Source organism: Demequina flava (genome assembly GCF_000975035.1).
Classification (GTDB): domain Bacteria; phylum Actinomycetota; class Actinomycetes; order Actinomycetales; family Demequinaceae; genus Demequina; species Demequina flava.
The window spans coordinates 851,986-868,739 of the sequence record NZ_BBRA01000001.1; the positions used below are offsets into that span (position 1 = coordinate 851,986).

Below are 16,754 nucleotides of genomic sequence, written 5' to 3' on the forward strand. Positions count from 1 at the left end.
TCGCTGTTGTCGGTCAACGCAGCAGCCCCTTCTGGTCGACGGTCGGCGTGGCCTTGAGCGCGGCAGCCTCAGCGGCGGCAGCCATCTCGCGACGGTTGGCGCCCATGGGAGCGTTCTTCACCTGCTCCTGCAGTTCCGTGAGCGCGTACAGCAGCATCTCGGGACGGGGCGGGCAGCCGGGGAGGTAGATGTCCACGGGCACGACGTGGTCGACGCCGGGAACAATCGCGTAGTTGTTGAACATGCCGCCAGAGGACGCGCAGACGCCCATCGACAGCACCCACTTGGGCTCGGCCATCTGGTCGTAGACCTGACGGACGATCGGGGCCATCTTGTTGGACACGCGACCGGCGACGATCATCATGTCGGCCTGACGAGGCGAGCCACGGAAGACCTCGGAGCCAAAGCGCGAGATGTCGAAGCGGGACGTACCCGTTCCCATCATCTCGATCGCACAGCACGCCAGTCCGAAGGTCGCCGGCCACAGCGAGCCTGCTCGCATATAACCCACGAACTTCTCGACAGTGCCGAGCATGAACGGTGGTGCACTCTCTTCAATACCCATAAGTCAGTCCCAATCAAATCCGCCGCGGCGCCACTCGTACACGAAGGGAATCGTGATGAGGGCGAGGAAGGTCATGGTCGCGATGAGGCCGAACCATCCCAATGCATCGTGGGCCACGGCCCACGGATACAGGAACACGACCTCAATGTCGAAGACGATGAAGGTCATCGCCACGAGGTAGTACTTAATCGGAACACGTCCGCCGCCGACCGCGCCCGGGGTGGGCTGCAGGCCGGACTCGTACTGGTCCACCTTCGCTGAGTTGTAGCGCTGGGGGCCCACGATGCGGCTGACGATGAGGCCAGCCACAGCCATCAGTGCGGCGATGGTCACCATCACCACGATCGGCACGTAGGGGTTCACGAGGCAGCTCCTTCGTATGTCTCGTCGGAAGCGGTGCGGACGGTCATCATGCTGCTGGTGCCACCTTAGTCAGTGTTGACATCAGACGGTCGGCCCAGTCGCCGCCAGTCGGTTCGTAGACGTCCGCGAGAAGTTTATGCGTGAAATGCATCACGAATGGCCGGGGAAGGCCGTACTTGGTGCAGATCTTCATGACAGCGGGGTGCGCGATCAGTTCAGCGAACACGCGCCCCAAAGAGTAGTAGCCGCCCAGATCGTCCTTCATCTGGCCCGCATAGGCCTCAAGTGCAGCCTCACGTGCGCCGTCGGTGGGAGCCTCGCGCCAGTTGACCAACGCCTCGGCCGCGCGGCGCGCAGAGTGCATCGCGTACGCAATGCCTTCGCCGTTGAACGGGCTCACCATGCCGCCGGAGTCGCCCACGAGCATGAGACCCGGGACGTAGTGGGGCTGGCGGTTGAAAGCCATCGGGATTGCGGCGCCCTGGACCTTCGACACAGGCGAGTCCGGATCGACACCCCAGTCGCCAAGGCTGTTGCGGACCCAACCGTCAAACAGACCGCGGTGGTCAAGGCCGGACGGAGCACCGTTAGGACTCAGGGTTCCGAGCCCAATGTTTGCGGTGCCGTCCCCCAGCGGGAAGATCCAGCCGTAGCCAGGAAGAAGATTCGACTTGCCGGGCTCGCCGTCCCAGATGGTGAGGTGCCCCTCCATCCACTCCTCGTCGTGGCGGGGGGTTTCGAAGTAGGTGCGCACGGCCACGCCCATGGGCCGGTTGTCCATGCGTTCCATACCCAGGCCCAGCGCGATGCGCGCACTCACACCATCGGCGGCAATGACGATCGGCGCCGAGTAGGTGACCTCGTCGCCCACCTTGCGGCCCTTCTCGTCCGTCGCCTTCGCCGTCACCCCGGTGACCCGGCCGGTGAGCTCATCGCGAACGGAACCTGTGACGAACCAACCCTCGCGAACATCGGCCCCTGCAGAACGAGCATGCTCGGCAAGACGGTGATCGAAGTTGGCGCGCGTGAGGCTCAGCCCATAGTCCGGGTAGGACTCCTGCTCGTGCCAGGGGAATTCGAGGCGGTGGCCGCCACCGACCATGCGCAGACCCCAGTTCGGGATCCATCCCTCATCGCGAGGCGTTGGAAGATCAAGGAGCTGAAGTTCCTTCACCGCACGCGGGGTAAGACCGTCGCCGCAGACCTTCTCGCGGGGGAACCGGGACTTCTCGAGCGCGATGACGTCAAAGCCCTCGCGTGCGAGGTAATACGCGACGGCGGAGCCACCAGGCCCAGCGCCCACCACGATTACGTCGGCTTGTGTTTTCACGCCCATAGCCTACGCGGTCCGGGACCATGGTCACGAACGCAAAAATACGGCATCCCCGCACGCAAAACGCAATAAGAGCGTTGCGTAATTCACCTCCGCCTCCCCAAAACTAGGCAACTCATGTATGCACCGCCCCGCCCCAGCGCACTCACGAGGCAAGCCATGCCTACGCCCTCCCCCGCGCCCGTACGCTGGCCCCATGAGCATCGGCGGTACTTGGGCAGGCACTCACACCTTTGGCGCGCAGCGCCTGATCGAGGCGACCACCATCGATGAAGTGCGAGACGCGGTCGCAAGCACTGCTGGGCCCATCCGCGCGCTCGGCACGCGCCACAGTTTCAACGATCTTGCCGACACAACCGGCACGCTCGTCACCGTGACGGGCATCCCGCCGGCTCCCGAGCTCGACGAAAACGCGCGGACTGTCACGGTCGGCGCCGGAATCCGGTACGGCGAACTGGCGCTGTGGCTCGAGGAACGCGGCTGGGCCCTCCACAACATGGGGTCGCTGCCTCACATCTCGGTAGGCGGCGCGGTTGCGACGGGGACGCACGGATCCGGCGTCACCAATGGCTGCCTGTCCGATGCCGTGGCAGGCCTCGAGTACGTGAACGCCAGTGGCGACCTCGTGACGGCGCGGCGCGGCGGCGAGGGCTTCGACGGCCTCGTCGTGAGCCTGGGCGCATACGGCATCGTGGTGCGCCTCACGCTCGACATTCAGCCCACCTACCTGGTCCGCCAGGATGTCTACCGCGACCTCCCGTGGCCCACGCTCCTCGACGAACTCCCTGCGGTGATGAGCGCTGGTTACTCCGTGAGCGCGTTCACGATGTGGGAGGAAGAGACCGTCCAGCAGGTGTGGCGGAAGACGCGCATTGGCGCCGGCGACGAGCCCACACCCGAGTGGCTCGGCGCGCGCCTCGAGCTTGCCGCCGAGGCCGGGCTGGTCGACGTCCCGCCAAACAATCTCACGGTGAAGGAAGGCCTCGAGGGCCCCTGGCTCGAGCGGTTGCCGCACTTCCGCCTTGACTCGACGCCCTCCAATGGCGACGAGATCCAGACGGAGTACTTCGTTGACTTGGCCGACGGTCCCGCCGCCTTGCGCGCCGTCCGCGAACTCGCCGCCGACATCGCTCCGCACCTCCTCGTCACCGAACTGCGCACGGTCGCCGCGGATCGGCTGTGGCTCTCTGGCGCCTACGGCCGTGACACGCTCGCCATCCACTTCACGTGGCGCAACGACCCCGCCGCCGTGGCAGCTCTCACGCCTCGCATCGAGGCTGCGCTGGCCCCGTTTGGCGCACGACCGCACTGGGGCAAGGTGAACTCGATGACGGCCGGCGCGGTGGCACAGGTGACGCCACGTCTCGCCGACGCTCGGGCCCAGTTTGAGCGGCTCGATCCCGATGGCCGCTTCGCGAACGACCATCTGCGCAGGCTCGGTGTACGCACCTAGCGCCCGTCGCGTCGAAGTCTGCGTGCGGACGGACGTAGGCTTGCTTAGGTGAGTGTTCAGCCCGCTACTCCCGGCCCCCTGACCGTCCGCACGGTCGAGATCGAGGCCCCTGACGACCTGTTCGCGCTGCTGCCCGAAGGTGGCATGTCGTGGGTCCGGCGCGGCGAAGGCATGGTCGCGTGGGGAGAAGTTGCCCGCCTGGACACAGCTGGCACCCACCGCATTGATGAGGCCGATGCCTGGTGGCGCCGCATCTGCCGGCACGCACTCGTGCGCGACGACGTCCACGTTCCCGGCACGGGACTCGTGGCGTTCGGCTCGTTCTCCTTCGCTGACTCATCCGCGTCAGGGGGCGCGCTCATCGTGCCCCGCTATGTCGTCGGAGTTCGAGGGAACGATGCTTGGCTCACCGTGATGAGCGAAGACGGCTTGGGCGAAATGCCCGACCTGGCCCAAGCATCGGCCGGAAATACGCCTGCCGGGCCGATGCCGAGTGTCAGCCTCGCACCCGGCGACAAGGAATCGTGGGGTACCGCGGTGACGCAAGCCGTGGCGCGGATTGGCGCCGGCGAGCTGGACAAGGTGGTGCTCGCGCGAGCTGTCGAGGCCACCGCGGATGCGCCGATTGACGTGCGCCCGGTCCTGACCACGCTCGCGGAAGCCTACGAGACGTGCTGGACGTTCCACGTCGATGGGCTCGTGGGTGCGACGCCCGAACTTCTTGCTCGCGTGGATCACGGGCTCGTGACGTCGCGCGTGCTCGCCGGCACCATCCGGCCCACAGGTGACGAGACCGCGGACCTGGCTCACGCCGCCGCGTTGGCGCGCTCGTCCAAGGACCTTGAAGAGCACGAGTACGCGGTGCAGTCGGTGACTCAGGTCTTGGCCGCCCACTGTGGTTCCGTCAACGTGCCCGAGGCGCCGTCGGTCCTGCACCTGCCCAACGTCATGCACCTCGCGACCGACGTAACTGGCGTGCTGAGCCACAACGCCTCCGCACTGGAACTGATCCGCGAGCTTCATCCCTCTGCCGCGGTGTGCGGCACGCCGACTTTGACCGCCGCTGGCGTCATCGACCAGCTCGAGGGCTTGGACCGCGGGCGCTACGCCGGACCCGTGGGATGGATCAATGCGGCAGGCGATGGCGAGTGGTGCATTGGACTGCGCTCGGCAGAGGTGTCCCCGGCGGATCCCACACGCCTGCGCCTCTTTGCTGGGTGTGGGATCGTCGCGGCGTCTGAGCCCGAATCGGAGTGGGCCGAGTCGGAGGCGAAACTCGAGCCGATGCGCAAGGCGCTGGGCGCGTAGGCCGCCGCCGGACCACCGAAAAGGTACGGCCACGAGGCTGCGGAGCCGAAATCCCCGCCGCGTATGTACGGCTAGGGGTTAGTTTGGACAAGAGACTCGTACGCGCGCCGCATTTGGAGGCACCATGTCCCACTCGCACTCCCACCCAGAGCAGCAGCCCACCCCTCCCATGAACGACTTTTCCCGTCAGTCGTGGGAGGAGCGCTACAAGTCGCGCGAGTCGGTGTGGAGCGGGCGCCCCAACGGCGTGCTGACCGAAGAGGTCGAGACGCTTGAGCCCGCGCACGCGCTGGACGTGGGGTGCGGTGAAGGCGCCGATGCCGTGTGGCTCGCGGGCAAGGGCTGGCACGTGACCGCCGTTGACCTGTCTGCGACCGCTCTTGCGCGAGCGGCGGCCCACGCCGAGCAGGCCGGGGTCGACTCCCACATCACCTTCACGGACGGCGAGCTCGACGAAGTCATTGCCAACGAGGGCCCCTGGAACCTGGTGTCCAGCCAGTACACGCACCCCGGCCAGGGCAGTCGCTGGTTGGTGTCGACGCTCGCCGAGGCCGTCGCCCCCGGAGGAATGCTGCTCATCGTCGGCCACCACCCCACCGACCCACACGCCGCCGATCACCCCGACCTGAAGGACGCTGCCTTCGCCGCAGAGGACGTCGCGGACGTGCTCAGCCGCGACGCCTGGGAGGTGTCCGCCACGATGCGCGAGCGGACCACCTACGAAGCTGATGGCCGCGAGCGACTGTGGCGTGACTCCGTCCTCATCGCCCGTCGGCACGGATAGAAAGGCGTTACCCGAGCCCACCTAAGATCAGCGTGCCGGGCCAAGGTCCCGGCTCCCGGGCATCCGCCATTGCTACGTTCCCAATCATGGACACCACCTGGGCATACCGGCTGACAGCTCCCCTCGAGTTCGAACGCGTAGAGGTACCGGTGCCACAAGCCCCGAGCGCCGGCGAACTGGTCGTGGAACTCACCGCGGGCGCGGTGTGCGGTTCCGACTTGCCATTCGCGCGGGGCGCTCTGATCCCGGCAGGAGGCGCGGGGCAACCGGGCCGGCCGATGCACGAGGTCGTAGGCGTAGTGCTCGCCAGTGCACACACTGATTTTGCGCCAGGAGACAAGGTTGTGGGGTGGGCGTCGAACTGGGATGCGTTGCGCGGTGTGTTCGTGACGCATGGCTCACAAGTCGCGAAGGTCCGCATGGACACGACGGATCCACTCGCGACCGTCGCGCAGTCCGTTGCGTGCCTGATGACTGTGTTCGATCGCTTGGGTCCGCTCGCCGGACGCTCGGTGGGGATCGTGGGCGTGGGGCCATTTGGCCTGATGACCTCGGTGCTAGCGAAGCACTTTGGCGCTGGGCACATTGTCGGGGTGGACCCGCTTGAGCGTGCGGGAGACGCGGAAGGTCTGCCCTTTGACGAGTTGGTGCGCAAGAACTCGCGAATCTGGGCGGCTGAGATTGCTGACGCGGACCGACCGGACATCGTCATAGAAATGGTGGGACATCAGTCCTCGACGGTCGCAGATGCCATGAACGCGGTGGGCCAGGCGGGCACAGTGCTCGCGTTCGGTGTGCCCGACGATGATTGGTACTCGCTGCCCATGCGAAGCTTCTTCCGCCGCAACGGCACACTCATCACGGGCGTGACCAGCGAGCACCGCGACACCCTTGAGCGTGCTCAGGACTACCTCGTTGACAATCCGTGGTTCGCGCCGCGGATGGTGACGGACGTCATTCCGATGGACCAGGTGGGCGACGCTTTCGCCGCCGCATGCCACCCCAAGCCCGGCCAGCGCAAGATCGTTCTGTCCGTGTGACAGCAAGCCTCAACCCCGCGCGCGTCGCCTAGGTGCCCCTTGATGCGCAACGCCCCGTAGGTCTATCCTGTAAATGCCGCTCGTTGCGACGAGTTAGGAAGAGGACCTTAGAACCCCAGCCGGACGACTGGATCTAGGGTCCTTCGTCATTCTCTGGGAGAAGTGAGTCAGGCGTTCGAGCCTCAAAGACAACGGTCGATCTCAGTTGCTCGAGGTAGCTCCGGTCACCCTTGGCGTAGGCATTGACAGCGCCCAGCACTGCGTCGGCTATCCATAGGAGTGACTCGTCCCCGCCACGAAGGTGCTCAATACGAAGGCGCGGGTCCAGGCCCGCGTGACGTAGCGCAGTCAGGTGAGCAACGTCCTGTCGGTCCTGAGCGGGGCTTCGACTCTCAAGTGTCAGATCGACAACCTCCATCGAGGCAAGCTCACGGTAAAGCGTTTCTAGACATTTCCGTCTGTACCGGTCGACTTTGCGGCGTTGCGCGTCGAGATGGGTCACGATCACGTTGAGCGACCCCAGGGAAGAGATCGCCTCGATCATTTCGCGCTTGCGTGAACCCGACTCATCCGTCCAGTGCCACTTCACCTGACCGGGCTTCAAGAGACGTCTCAGGGACAGGCGAGTATCAACACAGGCATCTTCAGCGATCAGAGCGGCACACAGCAGATACTCTTGTTGTGCCTCGCCGCGCATCGCGATTGATTCGTCGACAAACGCGCGAAGCGGCGAATTCGACATGACGGTGACGCTACCGACGGCATCCGACATGGGCCGCGAGCACGTCCCATGCCGTTGATAGTGGTGGCGATAGCATCGCGCTGTGACCAGCCCGCGCCGCCGACGCAATTCCGCGAATCAGTCGGCCGCGACGCGCGCCCGCTACGCCAAGCGCCGCAAGAACCGCATGGCGCGGGTCGACAACGACCTTGAGCCAGGCCAATGGGATGCGCTCGTCGCCGCATGGGGTGGGTGCGCCTACTGCGGCGCGACAGGCGGGGCACTCCAGAAGGATTGCGTCCAGCCCATCTCCCGAGGCGGCCGGTACACCCTCGACAACGTGGTGCCAGCGTGCGCCTCGTGCAATGCGAGCAAGCACAACGACGAGGTCACCGGGTGGCTACGTCGCAAAAAGTACGACGAGGGCGCCTTCCTCCTGAAGCACGCGCAGATCCAGCGGGCGCTCCGGGCTCAAGGGGACGCCACGCCGGGGGCCGCACCAGAGACCACGCCGGACACATAGAGCCCCGGAGGTCAGCGCAGCCGCGCCTCCACGACTTCAATACCCACTGGAGCCTTCGCGAGCGCCTTGGCCAAAGCATCGGCCGACTTCACCGCCGTATGCCCCACCCCGTAGCCCGCGCACAGGCTCGCGAGATCCGCACCGTGCGGCGTGGTGAAGACCCGCTCGACGTTCTCGGGCGGCGCCGCGGAGTGCTCGAGGCCGCCAAAAATGGTCCCTCCCCCGTCGTTCACCACCACGATGCGCAAGCGCGGACGCTGCTCGCGCGGGCCCACGAGGAGACCACCAACGTCGTGGAGGAACGTGACGTCCCCCATGAGCGCATGCACGGGGCGACCGGCCGCGAGCGCGACACCGACCGCCGTGGCAACCGTCCCGTCAATCCCGGCCAGGCCCCGGTTGGCAAGCAACGTGGGCGCCTGCCCCACGGCCCACGCCGGCCCAATGCGGTCCAGCGCTCGGATGGAGCCCGAGGAACCAATCACGGCAACGTCGCCCGCTGACAACGCGTCGAGGAAAACCCGGCCAACCGCCCGCTTGCCCCAGGGCCGCTCGTCGGCGACCACGGCATCGGCCGCCTGCCTCCACTCACGAAGCCACGGCGAATCTCCCAGCTCAATGCGACCGTCGTCCCGGCTCGTCCAATTCGCGGGCACGGACCGGAGGATGCGGTCGGCGTGCCGCGGGGCCTCGCGCCAGCGCGCACCGTGGCCTGCAATCATCAACGCGGGGGCCCGGGAGATCAGCGCCTGGATGGGTCGGGACAGCGTGGGGCGGCCAATCACGATCACCTGATGCACGCGGTCCGCGAGATCCTGGCCGTCACGGGTCGCAAGCAAATCCAAATACCGGCCGATGCAGGCGTCACCTTCGCGCGCACCTGACGTGGGTTCGGCGAGCAGTGGCCAGCCGTGAGCCTCCGCGACCTGGCGGGCGACGTCGCCCGCACCGTCACCTGCGATGACGAGTCCGCGCTCGACGTCGGGCAGCGGAGGCGGGGTCTCGACTACGGGCGTGCCATACGAGCCTTGCGATGGAGATGGGTCCACATGGGGCGGGTCATCCCACACGCCGTTGTCAGGCCCAAGCGGGTCACGGAACTCAAGATCCAGGTGAACGGGACCAGCGGTACCGGTCATGTCATCGCGTGCCGGGTCGCCCATGGCAACGGCCACGGCGCGAGCGGCGAGGAGGGCGGCGCGGCCTGGCTCGTCCCCTGGCTCGGGCGCTGCCGAGGTCGCTTCCCAGCGCACAAAAGTGCCGAAGATGCCTTCCTGGTCCGTGGTCTGGTTCGCGCCCACGCCGCGCAGTTCACGCGGGCGGTCGGCGGTCAGCAGCAAGAGCGGGACGCCTGCGTGGTGGGCCTCCATCACCGCCGGCAAGAGATTGCCCACGGCGGTCCCGGACGTGGTGATGATTGCGACAGGTCGCGGGGTCCCGGTGGCGGCGCGGCCTCGCGCGATACCGAGTGCGAGGAACGCTGCGCTGCGCTCGTCGATGCGCACGTGAAGGTTGACACGGGGAGCCCCCAGCGGCGGATTCCCTGAGCCGGCCTCCGCGAGGGCATGCGCCAACGGGCCCGAGCGGGAGCCCGGGCACAGCACGTAGTCCTCGACGCCCAACTGCGCGAGGGTCGCGACAAGCTCGCGCGCAAAAGGCGCGGAAGGGTTACTCATACGATCACCTCGAGTGTTCCTGGCACCATGCGGCCATGAGCCGGTAGCCACGTGTGAGCGACAGTATCGGTGGCCAGCAGCGCGCCGGTGCCCAGTCCGCACGCAAGGGGTTCGCGTGGGAGCGCCCGTGCGAGCGCGAGCCCGGCCGCGAGGCCTACCGAAGACTCCATCGCACTGGAGACCACGACGTCTCTGTCGCCCACGCTGTCAGCGATCTCGAGCGCCCTGCGCACCCCTCCCAAAGGCTGAGCCTTGAGGATAAAGACGTCGGCAGCATCGGCCCTCAGAACGTCCTGGGCGGTACCCGGCATGCGGATGGACTCGTCGGCAGCGATGGGGACCTCGACGTTGCGGCGCAAATGGGCGAGGTCCTCGACGGATGCGACGGGTTGCTCGGCGTATTGGAGGCCGGCGCCTCCGGCAGAGCGAGCCGCGGCATCGAGGCGTGGCAGGCAACGGATGGCCTCGTCCAGATCCCAGCCGCCGTTGACGTCGACGCGGATGCGGCCCTTGGGCCCCACAGCGTCCGCGACTGCTTCGATGCGCGCGATGTCGTGGGCCAGGTCGGAGCCGCCGCCCACCTTGACCTTCGCGGTCGTGCAGCCGCCACGGGTGGCGAAGTCCCGGGCCTCGTCTGGACCGACAAGAGGGACGATGCTGTTGGTAGCCACGCTGTCGCGTTGCGCCTGGGGCCACTCACCTCGGGCGGCCTCCATGGCGGAGCGCCACCAGCGGGTCGCGCGCTCGGCGTCGTAGTCGGGAAACGGGCTGTACTCGCCCCAACGGCGCGTGCCGTCATCGGCAATGGTGGAGATGAGAACGCCGGTGCGGCGGGTGGTCGCGCGGAAACGCGTCGAGAGCTCGACGGAAAAGGGCCGGAACTCCATGGCCACAGACTACGCGCCCCGGGCCTGGCGGCGGTGCTTCACCGGTGCCCGACTACCCTGGGAGCATGAGCATCCCGGCCTCCGTTTCCGACACCTTCGACGCTGAGCAGTGGCGTGCCATTGACGGCTTCCCCGACGGCGACATCACCTATCACCGGTGGGTCTCGCGCGACGGCGACGAGGTGCGCGATCTGCCGGCCGTGCGCATCGCCTTCAACCGGCCCGAGGTGCGCAACGCCTTCCGCCCGCAGACCGTCGACGAGCTGTACCGGGCGCTCGACCACGCGCGCATGACCGCCGATGTGGCCGCCGTCATTCTCACCGGCAACGGCCCCGCGCCCAAGGACGGCGTGTGGGCGTTCTGCTCCGGCGGCGACCAGCGCATCCGTGGACGCGACGGCTATCTCTACGAGGGCTCGGCAGCCGATGCTCCTGCCCACGGCGGGCGCCTACACATCCTCGAAGTGCAACGCCTCATGCGCACGATGCCCAAGGTGACGATCGCAGCGGTCAACGGCTGGGCCGCCGGTGGTGGGCACTCTTTGAACGTCGTGGCGGACCTGTCAATCGCGTCGCTCGAGCACGCACGGTTCAAGCAGACGGACGCCAACGTGGGGTCGTTCGATGCTGGGTACGGTTCCGCTCTGTTGGCCCGTCAGGTGGGCGACAAGCGGGCGCGCGAGATCTTCTTCCTGGCGCGCGAATACTCGGCGACCGATGCCGCCGAGTGGGGTGTCGTCAACGAAGCAGTGCCGCATGCCGACCTGGAGGCGACTGCGCTCGAGTACGCGAAGACGATCGCCACCAAGTCGCCGCAGGCGATTCGCATGCTGAAGTACGCGTTCAACTTGGCCGACGATGGGCTCGCCGGTCAGCAGGTGTTCGCCGGTGAAGCGACCCGCATGGCGTACATGACGGATGAGGCGCAGGAGGGCCGCGATGCGTTCCTCGAACGCCGCGACCCGGACTGGCGGAAGTTTCCGTACGCGTTCTAGGCGAGTCGAACCCGACTTCTCGCTGGGCCGCCCTCTCCGTGGGGAGCCTTCTCCCCTGGCCGTACATACTCGGCGGGGTTTGGCTGTCCGCGCAGTCGTGGCCGTCACTTATCGGTGAACAGGGACTGTCACGCGGCACCTACTCGATAACGACGCCGCTATCGAACTCGGTCCCGGACTCCGGAATCAGCTCGACCCACGTGTTGCCGGGGATCAGTTCAGCGGTCTCACCGGCCGGAGTCTCGATCACGTATGGGTCGAACTGACCGGCCTTTGACCAGGTGACGTCGACGTAGGAGTCACCCGCGGCGACGATGCCGGTGCCCTCATCCGTGATGACGATGGTTTCTGGCACGGTCGAGCCGCCGCCGGAACTATTGGGCTGAATGTCGACAAACAGGACCACGACGTTCGATGCCGACAGTTGCGTTCCGTCCGACATCACGTGCGGCGAGCCTGACTCGGACCGCATCCATGCGTCCGCGTCGCCGTCCCACTCCCACGACGGTTGCATGCGCGGCGAGGCCACAATGTCGATCGACGCGACCGACGTGCCCTCTTCCACCACGTTCGACTCTTCCGCCGGATACGCGTAGGTGAACTGCTGCGGCGGAGCATCGGCGTCAGTCTGCGCGAGGAAGTCAGCCATGGTGCCGTGCAAGTTGTGCGGGGCGGGCTTGTCGGACGTGCGGAAGAATCCGTAGCCGCCGGTGTCCTCTGCGATCAGTTCCTGACCCGAGCTACGTGCGTCACTAATGAACCCGCCCTGAGCGCCGGAGAAGACGAGGGGGCCTTCCATCGAGCCCATGATGTTCTTGTCCATGGGGCGCATCGAGCGGATGGGGCCAACCGTCTCGGGGATGTCCGACTGGAAGACCGCAACCAATCGCGAGATTCCGTACTCCACCTGCTCCTCGAACACGATGTCCGCGTACTGCAGGTTGGACTGAGGGCGCGAATCCACCGAGTTCTCGATTTTGATGGACAGCGCGGGACCAGCGAGAGCTTCCTCGTCAGCGCCCTCGGCATCGACACCGGTCAGGGGCCACACCGACTCCGGAGTCGCGTCTGCTGGCGGGGGCGGGACCGCGCTGCGCTCCACCGGTGACGTGGACGCCGATGCTGTGGTCGCCGGCCCCTCTTCAACATCGGAGGAACAGGCGGCCAGGAGGACAACCCCCGCGGCGGCGGCAAACGGGGCAAAGCGACGCGTCATCATGGGCGCCAGTCTAGGAGCGCACGCACCAGTACGGCATGACCTAGACCAGAACTATGGCGAGGCGACCGTCAAAGAAGTACGGCCAGGAGCAGACGGAACCCAAAATCCCGCCGAGTATGTACGGCCAGGGGACAGACGGCTAGGAGATATCGACCGTCGGGTTCGTTGCAACGCCCGACTGCGGCACCAGCTCGACCCACGTCTTACCGGGCTTCAGCTGAACAACCTCACCGTCGCCTTTTTCGAGCACGTAGGGGTCGAACTGCCCGGCCTTGGACCAGGTGATCTCCACATAGGAATCGCCAGCGGCCACGTAGCCAGTGCCGTCGCGCCCGGCGAGCATGGTCTCGGGGACCGAGGAGCCGCCGCTGGAGGACGTGTACTCAACATCGACCCACAGCACCACGACGTTGTCCGCGTACAACTGGGTACCGTCATCCTGCGAGTGCGGGGAGCCACCCTCGAAGCGCTGCCACACGTCGCCGTCCCAGTCCCACGACGGGGCCGAGTACTGCGACATGTAGATGTCGATCGCCGATGCGGTGGTGCCGCCGGTCACGACGTTCGACTCCTCGTAGGGGTAGGCATACTCGAACTGCTGCGGCGGAGCATCGGCATCAGTCTGCGCGATGAAGTCGGCCATGGTGCCGTAGAGGTTGTGCGGCGCGGCGCGGTTGGAGACGCGGTAGAAGCCTGCGTCGCCACGGTCGTCGATGATCGACTCTTGCCCCGAGTTGATCGTGTCGTTCACGAAGCGGCTCTGAGCACCCGAGTAGATCAGCGGACCCTCGAACGAGCCCATGATGTTCTTGTCCATGGGGCGCATCGACCGGATGTTGCCGACGGTCTCGGGGATGTCGGACTGGTAGATCGCGACCAGACGGGAGATGCCGGACTCGACGTACTCCTCGAAGACCACGTCCGCGTTGACGAGGTTCTGCTGGGGACGGGCCGCAGCGGAGTTTTCGATCTTGATGGACAGAGCGGGGATCGCGAGCGCGTCCTCGTCGGCGCCCTCAGCATCCACGCCGGTGAGCGGCCAGACGGTGTCGGGAGCGGGGTTCTCGGGCGGCGAGGGGACTGCGCTGCGCTCGACCGGTGCCGTCGACGCGGAAGCCGTGGTCGCCGGCGCCTCTTCGACATTGGAGGCGGAGCACGCGGCCAGGAGAACAACCCCGGCGGCGGCAGCAAACGGGGTGAGGCGACGCGTCTTCATGGCCGCCATTGTATGGGTGCGCCTACCCTTGGGTCATGACATACGCTCGGCTGGTCGACGACGCCGCAACCGCTGTGGACGACGCCCTAAGCGGACGTGCGCGCGGAATCGCCGCACGCACGTCCGGGTCCACGGGTGAGCCGCGCGAAGTCTTGCTGTCGGGGAAAGCCCTCAAAGCATCGGCCCTGGCCACGCTGGACCGCCTTGGCGGGCCTGCCCACTGGCTCCTCGCGGTGCCCGCTGACCGCATCGCGGGGGCGATGGTTCACGCCCGCGTGCAGGTGGCCGATGCTTCGCTCACCCGGATCGGCGACGTCCCCTTCACGCCGGATGCGTTTTGCCGGGCGGCCGATGCCATGGAGCCCGGGCGGCGCTACGTTTCCTTGGTCCCGACTCAGGTCAGGCGGCTCCTCGCGGATCCCAGTGGCTCACAGGCGCTCGCGAGCTTTGACGCAGTTCTTGTCGGTGGTGCCGCTCCCGGGATGGAACTGCCGGCGAACGCGATCGAGACATACGGCATGACGGAGACTGCGGGAGGGTGCGTCTACGACGGCGTGCCGCTGCCAGGCGTCCAGGTCCGCACCAACGCCGACAACCGCATCTGCATCGCCGGTCCCACGCTCGCCGACGGGTATGCCGACAGCGACAACAGCGCCTTCACCTCTGCTCAGGGGCTGCGCTGGTTTGTCACCAATGACGTGGGCTCCTGGGATGGGTCGCTCACGATCCACGGCCGCGCAGACGACGTCATCATCACCGGCGGACACAACGTGCATCCCTCAACCGTGGAACGCGCTGTGGCCGAGCTGCCCGGGGTGCGCGAGGCGGTGGCGGTAGGCGTGCCAGACCCCGAGTGGGGCGAGCGCGTCGCCATCGTCATCGACGCCCCTGCGCCCGCGCCAAGCCTGGCCCGCATGCGCGACGCCCTGGACCTGCCTCGGCACTCGCTCCCCCGGCAAGTGGTCGTGGTGCGGTCGGTGCCGCGCACGGAGGCTGGCAAAATCGATCGCAGTGCCGCACGCGCTCTCGCAGCGGCAGCCGACGTCAAGGAGTAAGCATGACCACCGCATCTGACTGGGTTGCTGGCGCGCGTCCGCGCACGCTGTGGGCCGCGATCTCCCCGGTAGCTGTCGGCACGGGCGCGGCCATTGCCGTCGATGGGTTCGCGCTGATCCCCGCACTCCTGGCGCTCGCGGTGGCGATGGCACTTCAGATCGCCTCGAACTACGCCAACGACTACTCGGACGGCATCCGCGGAACTGACCTCGACCGCATCGGCCCTGACCGCCTTGTCGCGACCGGCCGGGCGACGCCTACGTCGGTGAAGTACGCGGCGTTCGCATCGTTTGGCGTCGCCGCGGTGGCAGGGCTCGCGCTCGTGGCGCTCACCGCGACCTGGTGGCTGATCATCGTCGGCGCCGTGTGCATCGCCGCCGCGTGGCTCTACACCGGCTCCTCGCGCCCCTACGGCTACTCCGGCTGGGGCGAGGTCAGCGTCTTCATCTTCTTTGGCCCAGTCGCCGTGCTCGGCACCATGTACACGCAATCGGGCACCATCACCTGGTGGGCCGCCGTCGCGTCGGTGGGCGTGGGCCTGTACTCCGTGGCCCTGCTCATGGTCAACAACATCCGCGATATCGCTAGCGACACGGCTGCGGGCAAGATCACGCTGGCAGTGAAGATGGGGGAGGCCGAGTCGCGCCGCCTCTTCATGCTGGTCGTCATGCTGCCGATCCTGTGCACGGTCGTCGTGGCGTTCGCCCAGCCGTGGGTGCTGATTGCCACCGTGGTGGCGCTGCCCAGCCTGCTGGTCGCTTTTGCCGGCCGCGTAGGCGCGGAGGTCATCAACCTGCCGCTGATGTTCAAGGCCATCTCCGGCATCGGCCTGGTCTACGGACTGCTGATGGGCGTGGGGCTGGCGATCTAGCTCCGCTCCCAGTAGGCGTTCTGGGTCACCGAACGCCCAAAAAGTGACACGGATGTCCCACGGGGACCCACCGCCAGCGCGTCAGCGACTGCTCTGTGAGCCGTCCTCGCCAATCTCGGCGTCTTCCTCATCGTCGAGGTTGCGGATGCCCTTCTGGGAACGATCAATCACGCCCTCCATTTGGTACCCCGCCGCACGGCGCATCCCATCGAGGAAGAGGTACGACAGCATCCAGGCGATAATGAACGACGCGATGATCGAGATGATGTCGAACCAGCCCACAAGCGCCAGCAACAACACCACGGCGAAGAAGATGCCAGTGCGCGCAGCCCAATAGGCAAGGATTTTCATGCCTACAAGGGTACGACGGCTCGTCGCTCCCACCGCACCGCTGTTCCGCGCGCACCACCTACCTCGGGACCCGCTGGGCGCATTACACTGATGCGATGCGTTACCTGGTGTTCGTCGGCCTTTACATCGGACTCGCGGCCTATGCCGTGACCGATGTACTCAATCGCGGCCAGCAGTCGTACTTCGGTATGCACCGCTCCCTGTGGATCGCGATCATCATCCTCGCGCCGTATCTGGGTGCGCTGATCTGGATCGGGATGATCTGGCGCGGCCGCGGTGGCCGTCCTGCGACCGGGCCCAAGGCTCCGGACGACGACCCCGACTACCTGCGTTGGCTCCGCCAGCAGGAGCGTCGCCGCAACGACGACAAATAGGGCCGATGCTCGGGTCGGG

Annotated in this window: 18 protein-coding genes; 9 read left to right on the plus strand and 9 right to left on the minus strand. The window is 66.8% G+C overall.

Annotated features, from left to right (window positions below; translation table 11 throughout):
- Window positions 1-13 precede the first annotated feature (13 nt).
- Genes AOP74_RS04025 through AOP74_RS04035 form a run of 3 tightly spaced genes read right to left on the minus strand, consistent with a single transcriptional unit; the run spans window position 14 to window position 2,264 of the window.
- Window positions 14-565, minus strand: a complete 552-nt coding sequence (locus tag AOP74_RS04025) for an NADH-quinone oxidoreductase subunit B (RefSeq protein ID WP_061961032.1) — start codon at window positions 563-565, stop codon at window positions 14-16.
- A gap of 3 nt (window positions 566-568) precedes the next feature.
- Complete coding sequence (locus tag AOP74_RS04030) at window positions 569-928, minus strand: NADH-quinone oxidoreductase subunit A (RefSeq protein ID WP_269078706.1); 360 nt, start codon at window positions 926-928, stop codon at window positions 569-571.
- 46 nt (window positions 929-974) lie between these two features.
- Window positions 975-2,264, minus strand: a complete 1,290-nt coding sequence (locus tag AOP74_RS04035; protein ID WP_061961033.1) for a geranylgeranyl reductase family protein — start codon at window positions 2,262-2,264, stop codon at window positions 975-977.
- A gap of 193 nt (window positions 2,265-2,457) precedes the next feature.
- Here AOP74_RS04035 and AOP74_RS04040 point away from each other — a divergent pair, with 193 nt between their 5' ends.
- The 4 genes from AOP74_RS04040 (at window position 2,458) to AOP74_RS04055 (ending at window position 6,846) form a co-directional block, all read left to right on the plus strand.
- Window positions 2,458-3,714 carry an FAD-binding protein gene (locus AOP74_RS04040; protein ID WP_061961034.1) on the plus strand — a complete coding sequence of 419 codons (1,257 nt, stop codon included), beginning with the start codon at window positions 2,458-2,460 and terminating at the stop codon, window positions 3,712-3,714.
- Between the two features lie 48 nt (window positions 3,715-3,762).
- On the plus strand, window positions 3,763-5,022 hold the full coding sequence (locus AOP74_RS04045) for an isochorismate synthase (protein WP_061961035.1): 1,260 nt from the start codon (window positions 3,763-3,765) through the stop codon (window positions 5,020-5,022).
- A gap of 124 nt (window positions 5,023-5,146) precedes the next feature.
- Window positions 5,147-5,806 (plus strand): class I SAM-dependent methyltransferase, encoded by a 660-nt coding sequence (locus AOP74_RS04050; protein WP_061961036.1) that lies wholly within the window; start codon window positions 5,147-5,149, stop codon window positions 5,804-5,806.
- An 86-nt stretch (window positions 5,807-5,892) separates the two neighbouring features.
- Window positions 5,893-6,846: a zinc-binding dehydrogenase gene (locus AOP74_RS04055; RefSeq protein ID WP_061961037.1), complete on the plus strand. Its 954-nt coding sequence runs from the start codon at window positions 5,893-5,895 to the stop codon at window positions 6,844-6,846.
- A 133-nt stretch (window positions 6,847-6,979) separates the two neighbouring features.
- Here AOP74_RS04055 and AOP74_RS04060 read toward each other — a convergent pair whose 3' ends face one another.
- Window positions 6,980-7,588: a hypothetical protein gene (locus AOP74_RS04060; RefSeq protein ID WP_082096176.1), complete on the minus strand. Its 609-nt coding sequence runs from the start codon at window positions 7,586-7,588 to the stop codon at window positions 6,980-6,982.
- Between the two features lie 82 nt (window positions 7,589-7,670).
- Between AOP74_RS04060 and AOP74_RS04065 the strand changes: the two genes are divergently transcribed.
- On the plus strand, window positions 7,671-8,090 hold the full coding sequence (locus tag AOP74_RS04065; protein ID WP_439645048.1) for an HNH endonuclease: 420 nt from the start codon (window positions 7,671-7,673) through the stop codon (window positions 8,088-8,090).
- Between the two features lie 11 nt (window positions 8,091-8,101).
- Here the strand turns inward: AOP74_RS04065 and menD are convergent, their stop codons facing one another.
- Together menD and AOP74_RS04075 are read right to left on the minus strand one after the other, a co-directional pair.
- Window positions 8,102-9,766: a 2-succinyl-5-enolpyruvyl-6-hydroxy-3-cyclohexene-1-carboxylic-acid synthase gene (menD, locus tag AOP74_RS04070; protein WP_061961040.1), complete on the minus strand. Its 1,665-nt coding sequence runs from the start codon at window positions 9,764-9,766 to the stop codon at window positions 8,102-8,104.
- Complete coding sequence (locus AOP74_RS04075) at window positions 9,763-10,653, minus strand: o-succinylbenzoate synthase (protein ID WP_061961041.1); 891 nt, start codon at window positions 10,651-10,653, stop codon at window positions 9,763-9,765. The genes menD and AOP74_RS04075 overlap by 4 nt, the downstream gene beginning before the upstream one ends.
- A gap of 65 nt (window positions 10,654-10,718) precedes the next feature.
- Between AOP74_RS04075 and AOP74_RS04080 the strand changes: the two genes are divergently transcribed.
- Complete coding sequence (locus AOP74_RS04080; RefSeq protein ID WP_061961042.1) at window positions 10,719-11,648, plus strand: 1,4-dihydroxy-2-naphthoyl-CoA synthase; 930 nt, start codon at window positions 10,719-10,721, stop codon at window positions 11,646-11,648.
- 139 nt (window positions 11,649-11,787) lie between these two features.
- Here the strand turns inward: AOP74_RS04080 and AOP74_RS04085 are convergent, their stop codons facing one another.
- Window positions 11,788-12,867, minus strand: coding sequence for a DUF3048 domain-containing protein (locus AOP74_RS04085; protein ID WP_061961043.1), 1,080 nt, complete (start codon window positions 12,865-12,867; stop codon window positions 11,788-11,790).
- Window positions 12,868-13,006: 139 nt separating this feature from the next.
- A complete protein-coding gene (locus AOP74_RS04090; protein ID WP_160297448.1) occupies window positions 13,007-14,083 on the minus strand; it encodes a DUF3048 domain-containing protein in 1,077 nt (358 codons plus the stop codon).
- A gap of 35 nt (window positions 14,084-14,118) precedes the next feature.
- Here AOP74_RS04090 and AOP74_RS04095 point away from each other — a divergent pair, with 35 nt between their 5' ends.
- Together AOP74_RS04095 and AOP74_RS04100 are read left to right on the plus strand one after the other, a co-directional pair.
- Window positions 14,119-15,138, plus strand: coding sequence for an AMP-binding enzyme (locus AOP74_RS04095; RefSeq protein WP_061961047.1), 1,020 nt, complete (start codon window positions 14,119-14,121; stop codon window positions 15,136-15,138).
- A 2-nt stretch (window positions 15,139-15,140) separates the two neighbouring features.
- The gene (locus AOP74_RS04100; RefSeq protein WP_061961049.1) at window positions 15,141-16,010 is read left to right on the plus strand and encodes a 1,4-dihydroxy-2-naphthoate polyprenyltransferase; all 870 of its coding nucleotides are present in this window, start codon (window positions 15,141-15,143) and stop codon (window positions 16,008-16,010) included.
- Between the two features lie 81 nt (window positions 16,011-16,091).
- On the opposite strand, the gene AOP74_RS04105 is transcribed toward AOP74_RS04100, so the two are convergent.
- Window positions 16,092-16,361: a DUF4229 domain-containing protein gene (locus tag AOP74_RS04105; protein ID WP_061961051.1), complete on the minus strand. Its 270-nt coding sequence runs from the start codon at window positions 16,359-16,361 to the stop codon at window positions 16,092-16,094.
- 95 nt (window positions 16,362-16,456) lie between these two features.
- Between AOP74_RS04105 and AOP74_RS04110 the strand changes: the two genes are divergently transcribed.
- Entirely contained in the window at window positions 16,457-16,735 is a 279-nt protein-coding gene (locus AOP74_RS04110; RefSeq protein ID WP_061961053.1) for a PLDc N-terminal domain-containing protein, read from the plus strand.
- Window positions 16,736-16,754 lie beyond the last annotated feature (19 nt).

What these genes read in the sequence shown, in the direction of transcription:
- AOP74_RS04025 (WP_061961032.1), bottom strand. Translation starts at nt 565, where the DNA reads ATGGGTATTGAAGAGAGTGCACCACCGTTCATGCTCGGCACTGTCGAG.
- AOP74_RS04035 (WP_061961033.1), bottom strand. Translation starts at nt 2,264, where the DNA reads ATGGGCGTGAAAACACAAGCCGACGTAATCGTGGTGGGCGCTGGGCCT.
- AOP74_RS04040 (WP_061961034.1), top strand. Translation starts at nt 2,458, where the DNA reads ATGAGCATCGGCGGTACTTGGGCAGGCACTCACACCTTTGGCGCGCAG.
- AOP74_RS04050 (WP_061961036.1), top strand. Translation starts at nt 5,147, where the DNA reads ATGTCCCACTCGCACTCCCACCCAGAGCAGCAGCCCACCCCTCCCATG.
- AOP74_RS04055 (WP_061961037.1), top strand. Translation starts at nt 5,893, where the DNA reads ATGGACACCACCTGGGCATACCGGCTGACAGCTCCCCTCGAGTTCGAA.
- AOP74_RS04060 (WP_082096176.1), bottom strand. Translation starts at nt 7,588, where the DNA reads ATGTCGAATTCGCCGCTTCGCGCGTTTGTCGACGAATCAATCGCGATG.
- menD (WP_061961040.1), bottom strand. Translation starts at nt 9,766, where the DNA reads ATGAGTAACCCTTCCGCGCCTTTTGCGCGCGAGCTTGTCGCGACCCTC.
- AOP74_RS04075 (WP_061961041.1), bottom strand. Translation starts at nt 10,653, where the DNA reads ATGGAGTTCCGGCCCTTTTCCGTCGAGCTCTCGACGCGTTTCCGCGCG.
- AOP74_RS04080 (WP_061961042.1), top strand. Translation starts at nt 10,719, where the DNA reads ATGAGCATCCCGGCCTCCGTTTCCGACACCTTCGACGCTGAGCAGTGG.
- AOP74_RS04085 (WP_061961043.1), bottom strand. Translation starts at nt 12,867, where the DNA reads ATGATGACGCGTCGCTTTGCCCCGTTTGCCGCCGCCGCGGGGGTTGTC.
- AOP74_RS04090 (WP_160297448.1), bottom strand. Translation starts at nt 14,083, where the DNA reads ATGAAGACGCGTCGCCTCACCCCGTTTGCTGCCGCCGCCGGGGTTGTT.
- AOP74_RS04095 (WP_061961047.1), top strand. Translation starts at nt 14,119, where the DNA reads ATGACATACGCTCGGCTGGTCGACGACGCCGCAACCGCTGTGGACGAC.
- AOP74_RS04100 (WP_061961049.1), top strand. Translation starts at nt 15,141, where the DNA reads ATGACCACCGCATCTGACTGGGTTGCTGGCGCGCGTCCGCGCACGCTG.
- AOP74_RS04105 (WP_061961051.1), bottom strand. Translation starts at nt 16,361, where the DNA reads ATGAAAATCCTTGCCTATTGGGCTGCGCGCACTGGCATCTTCTTCGCC.
- AOP74_RS04110 (WP_061961053.1), top strand. Translation starts at nt 16,457, where the DNA reads ATGCGTTACCTGGTGTTCGTCGGCCTTTACATCGGACTCGCGGCCTAT.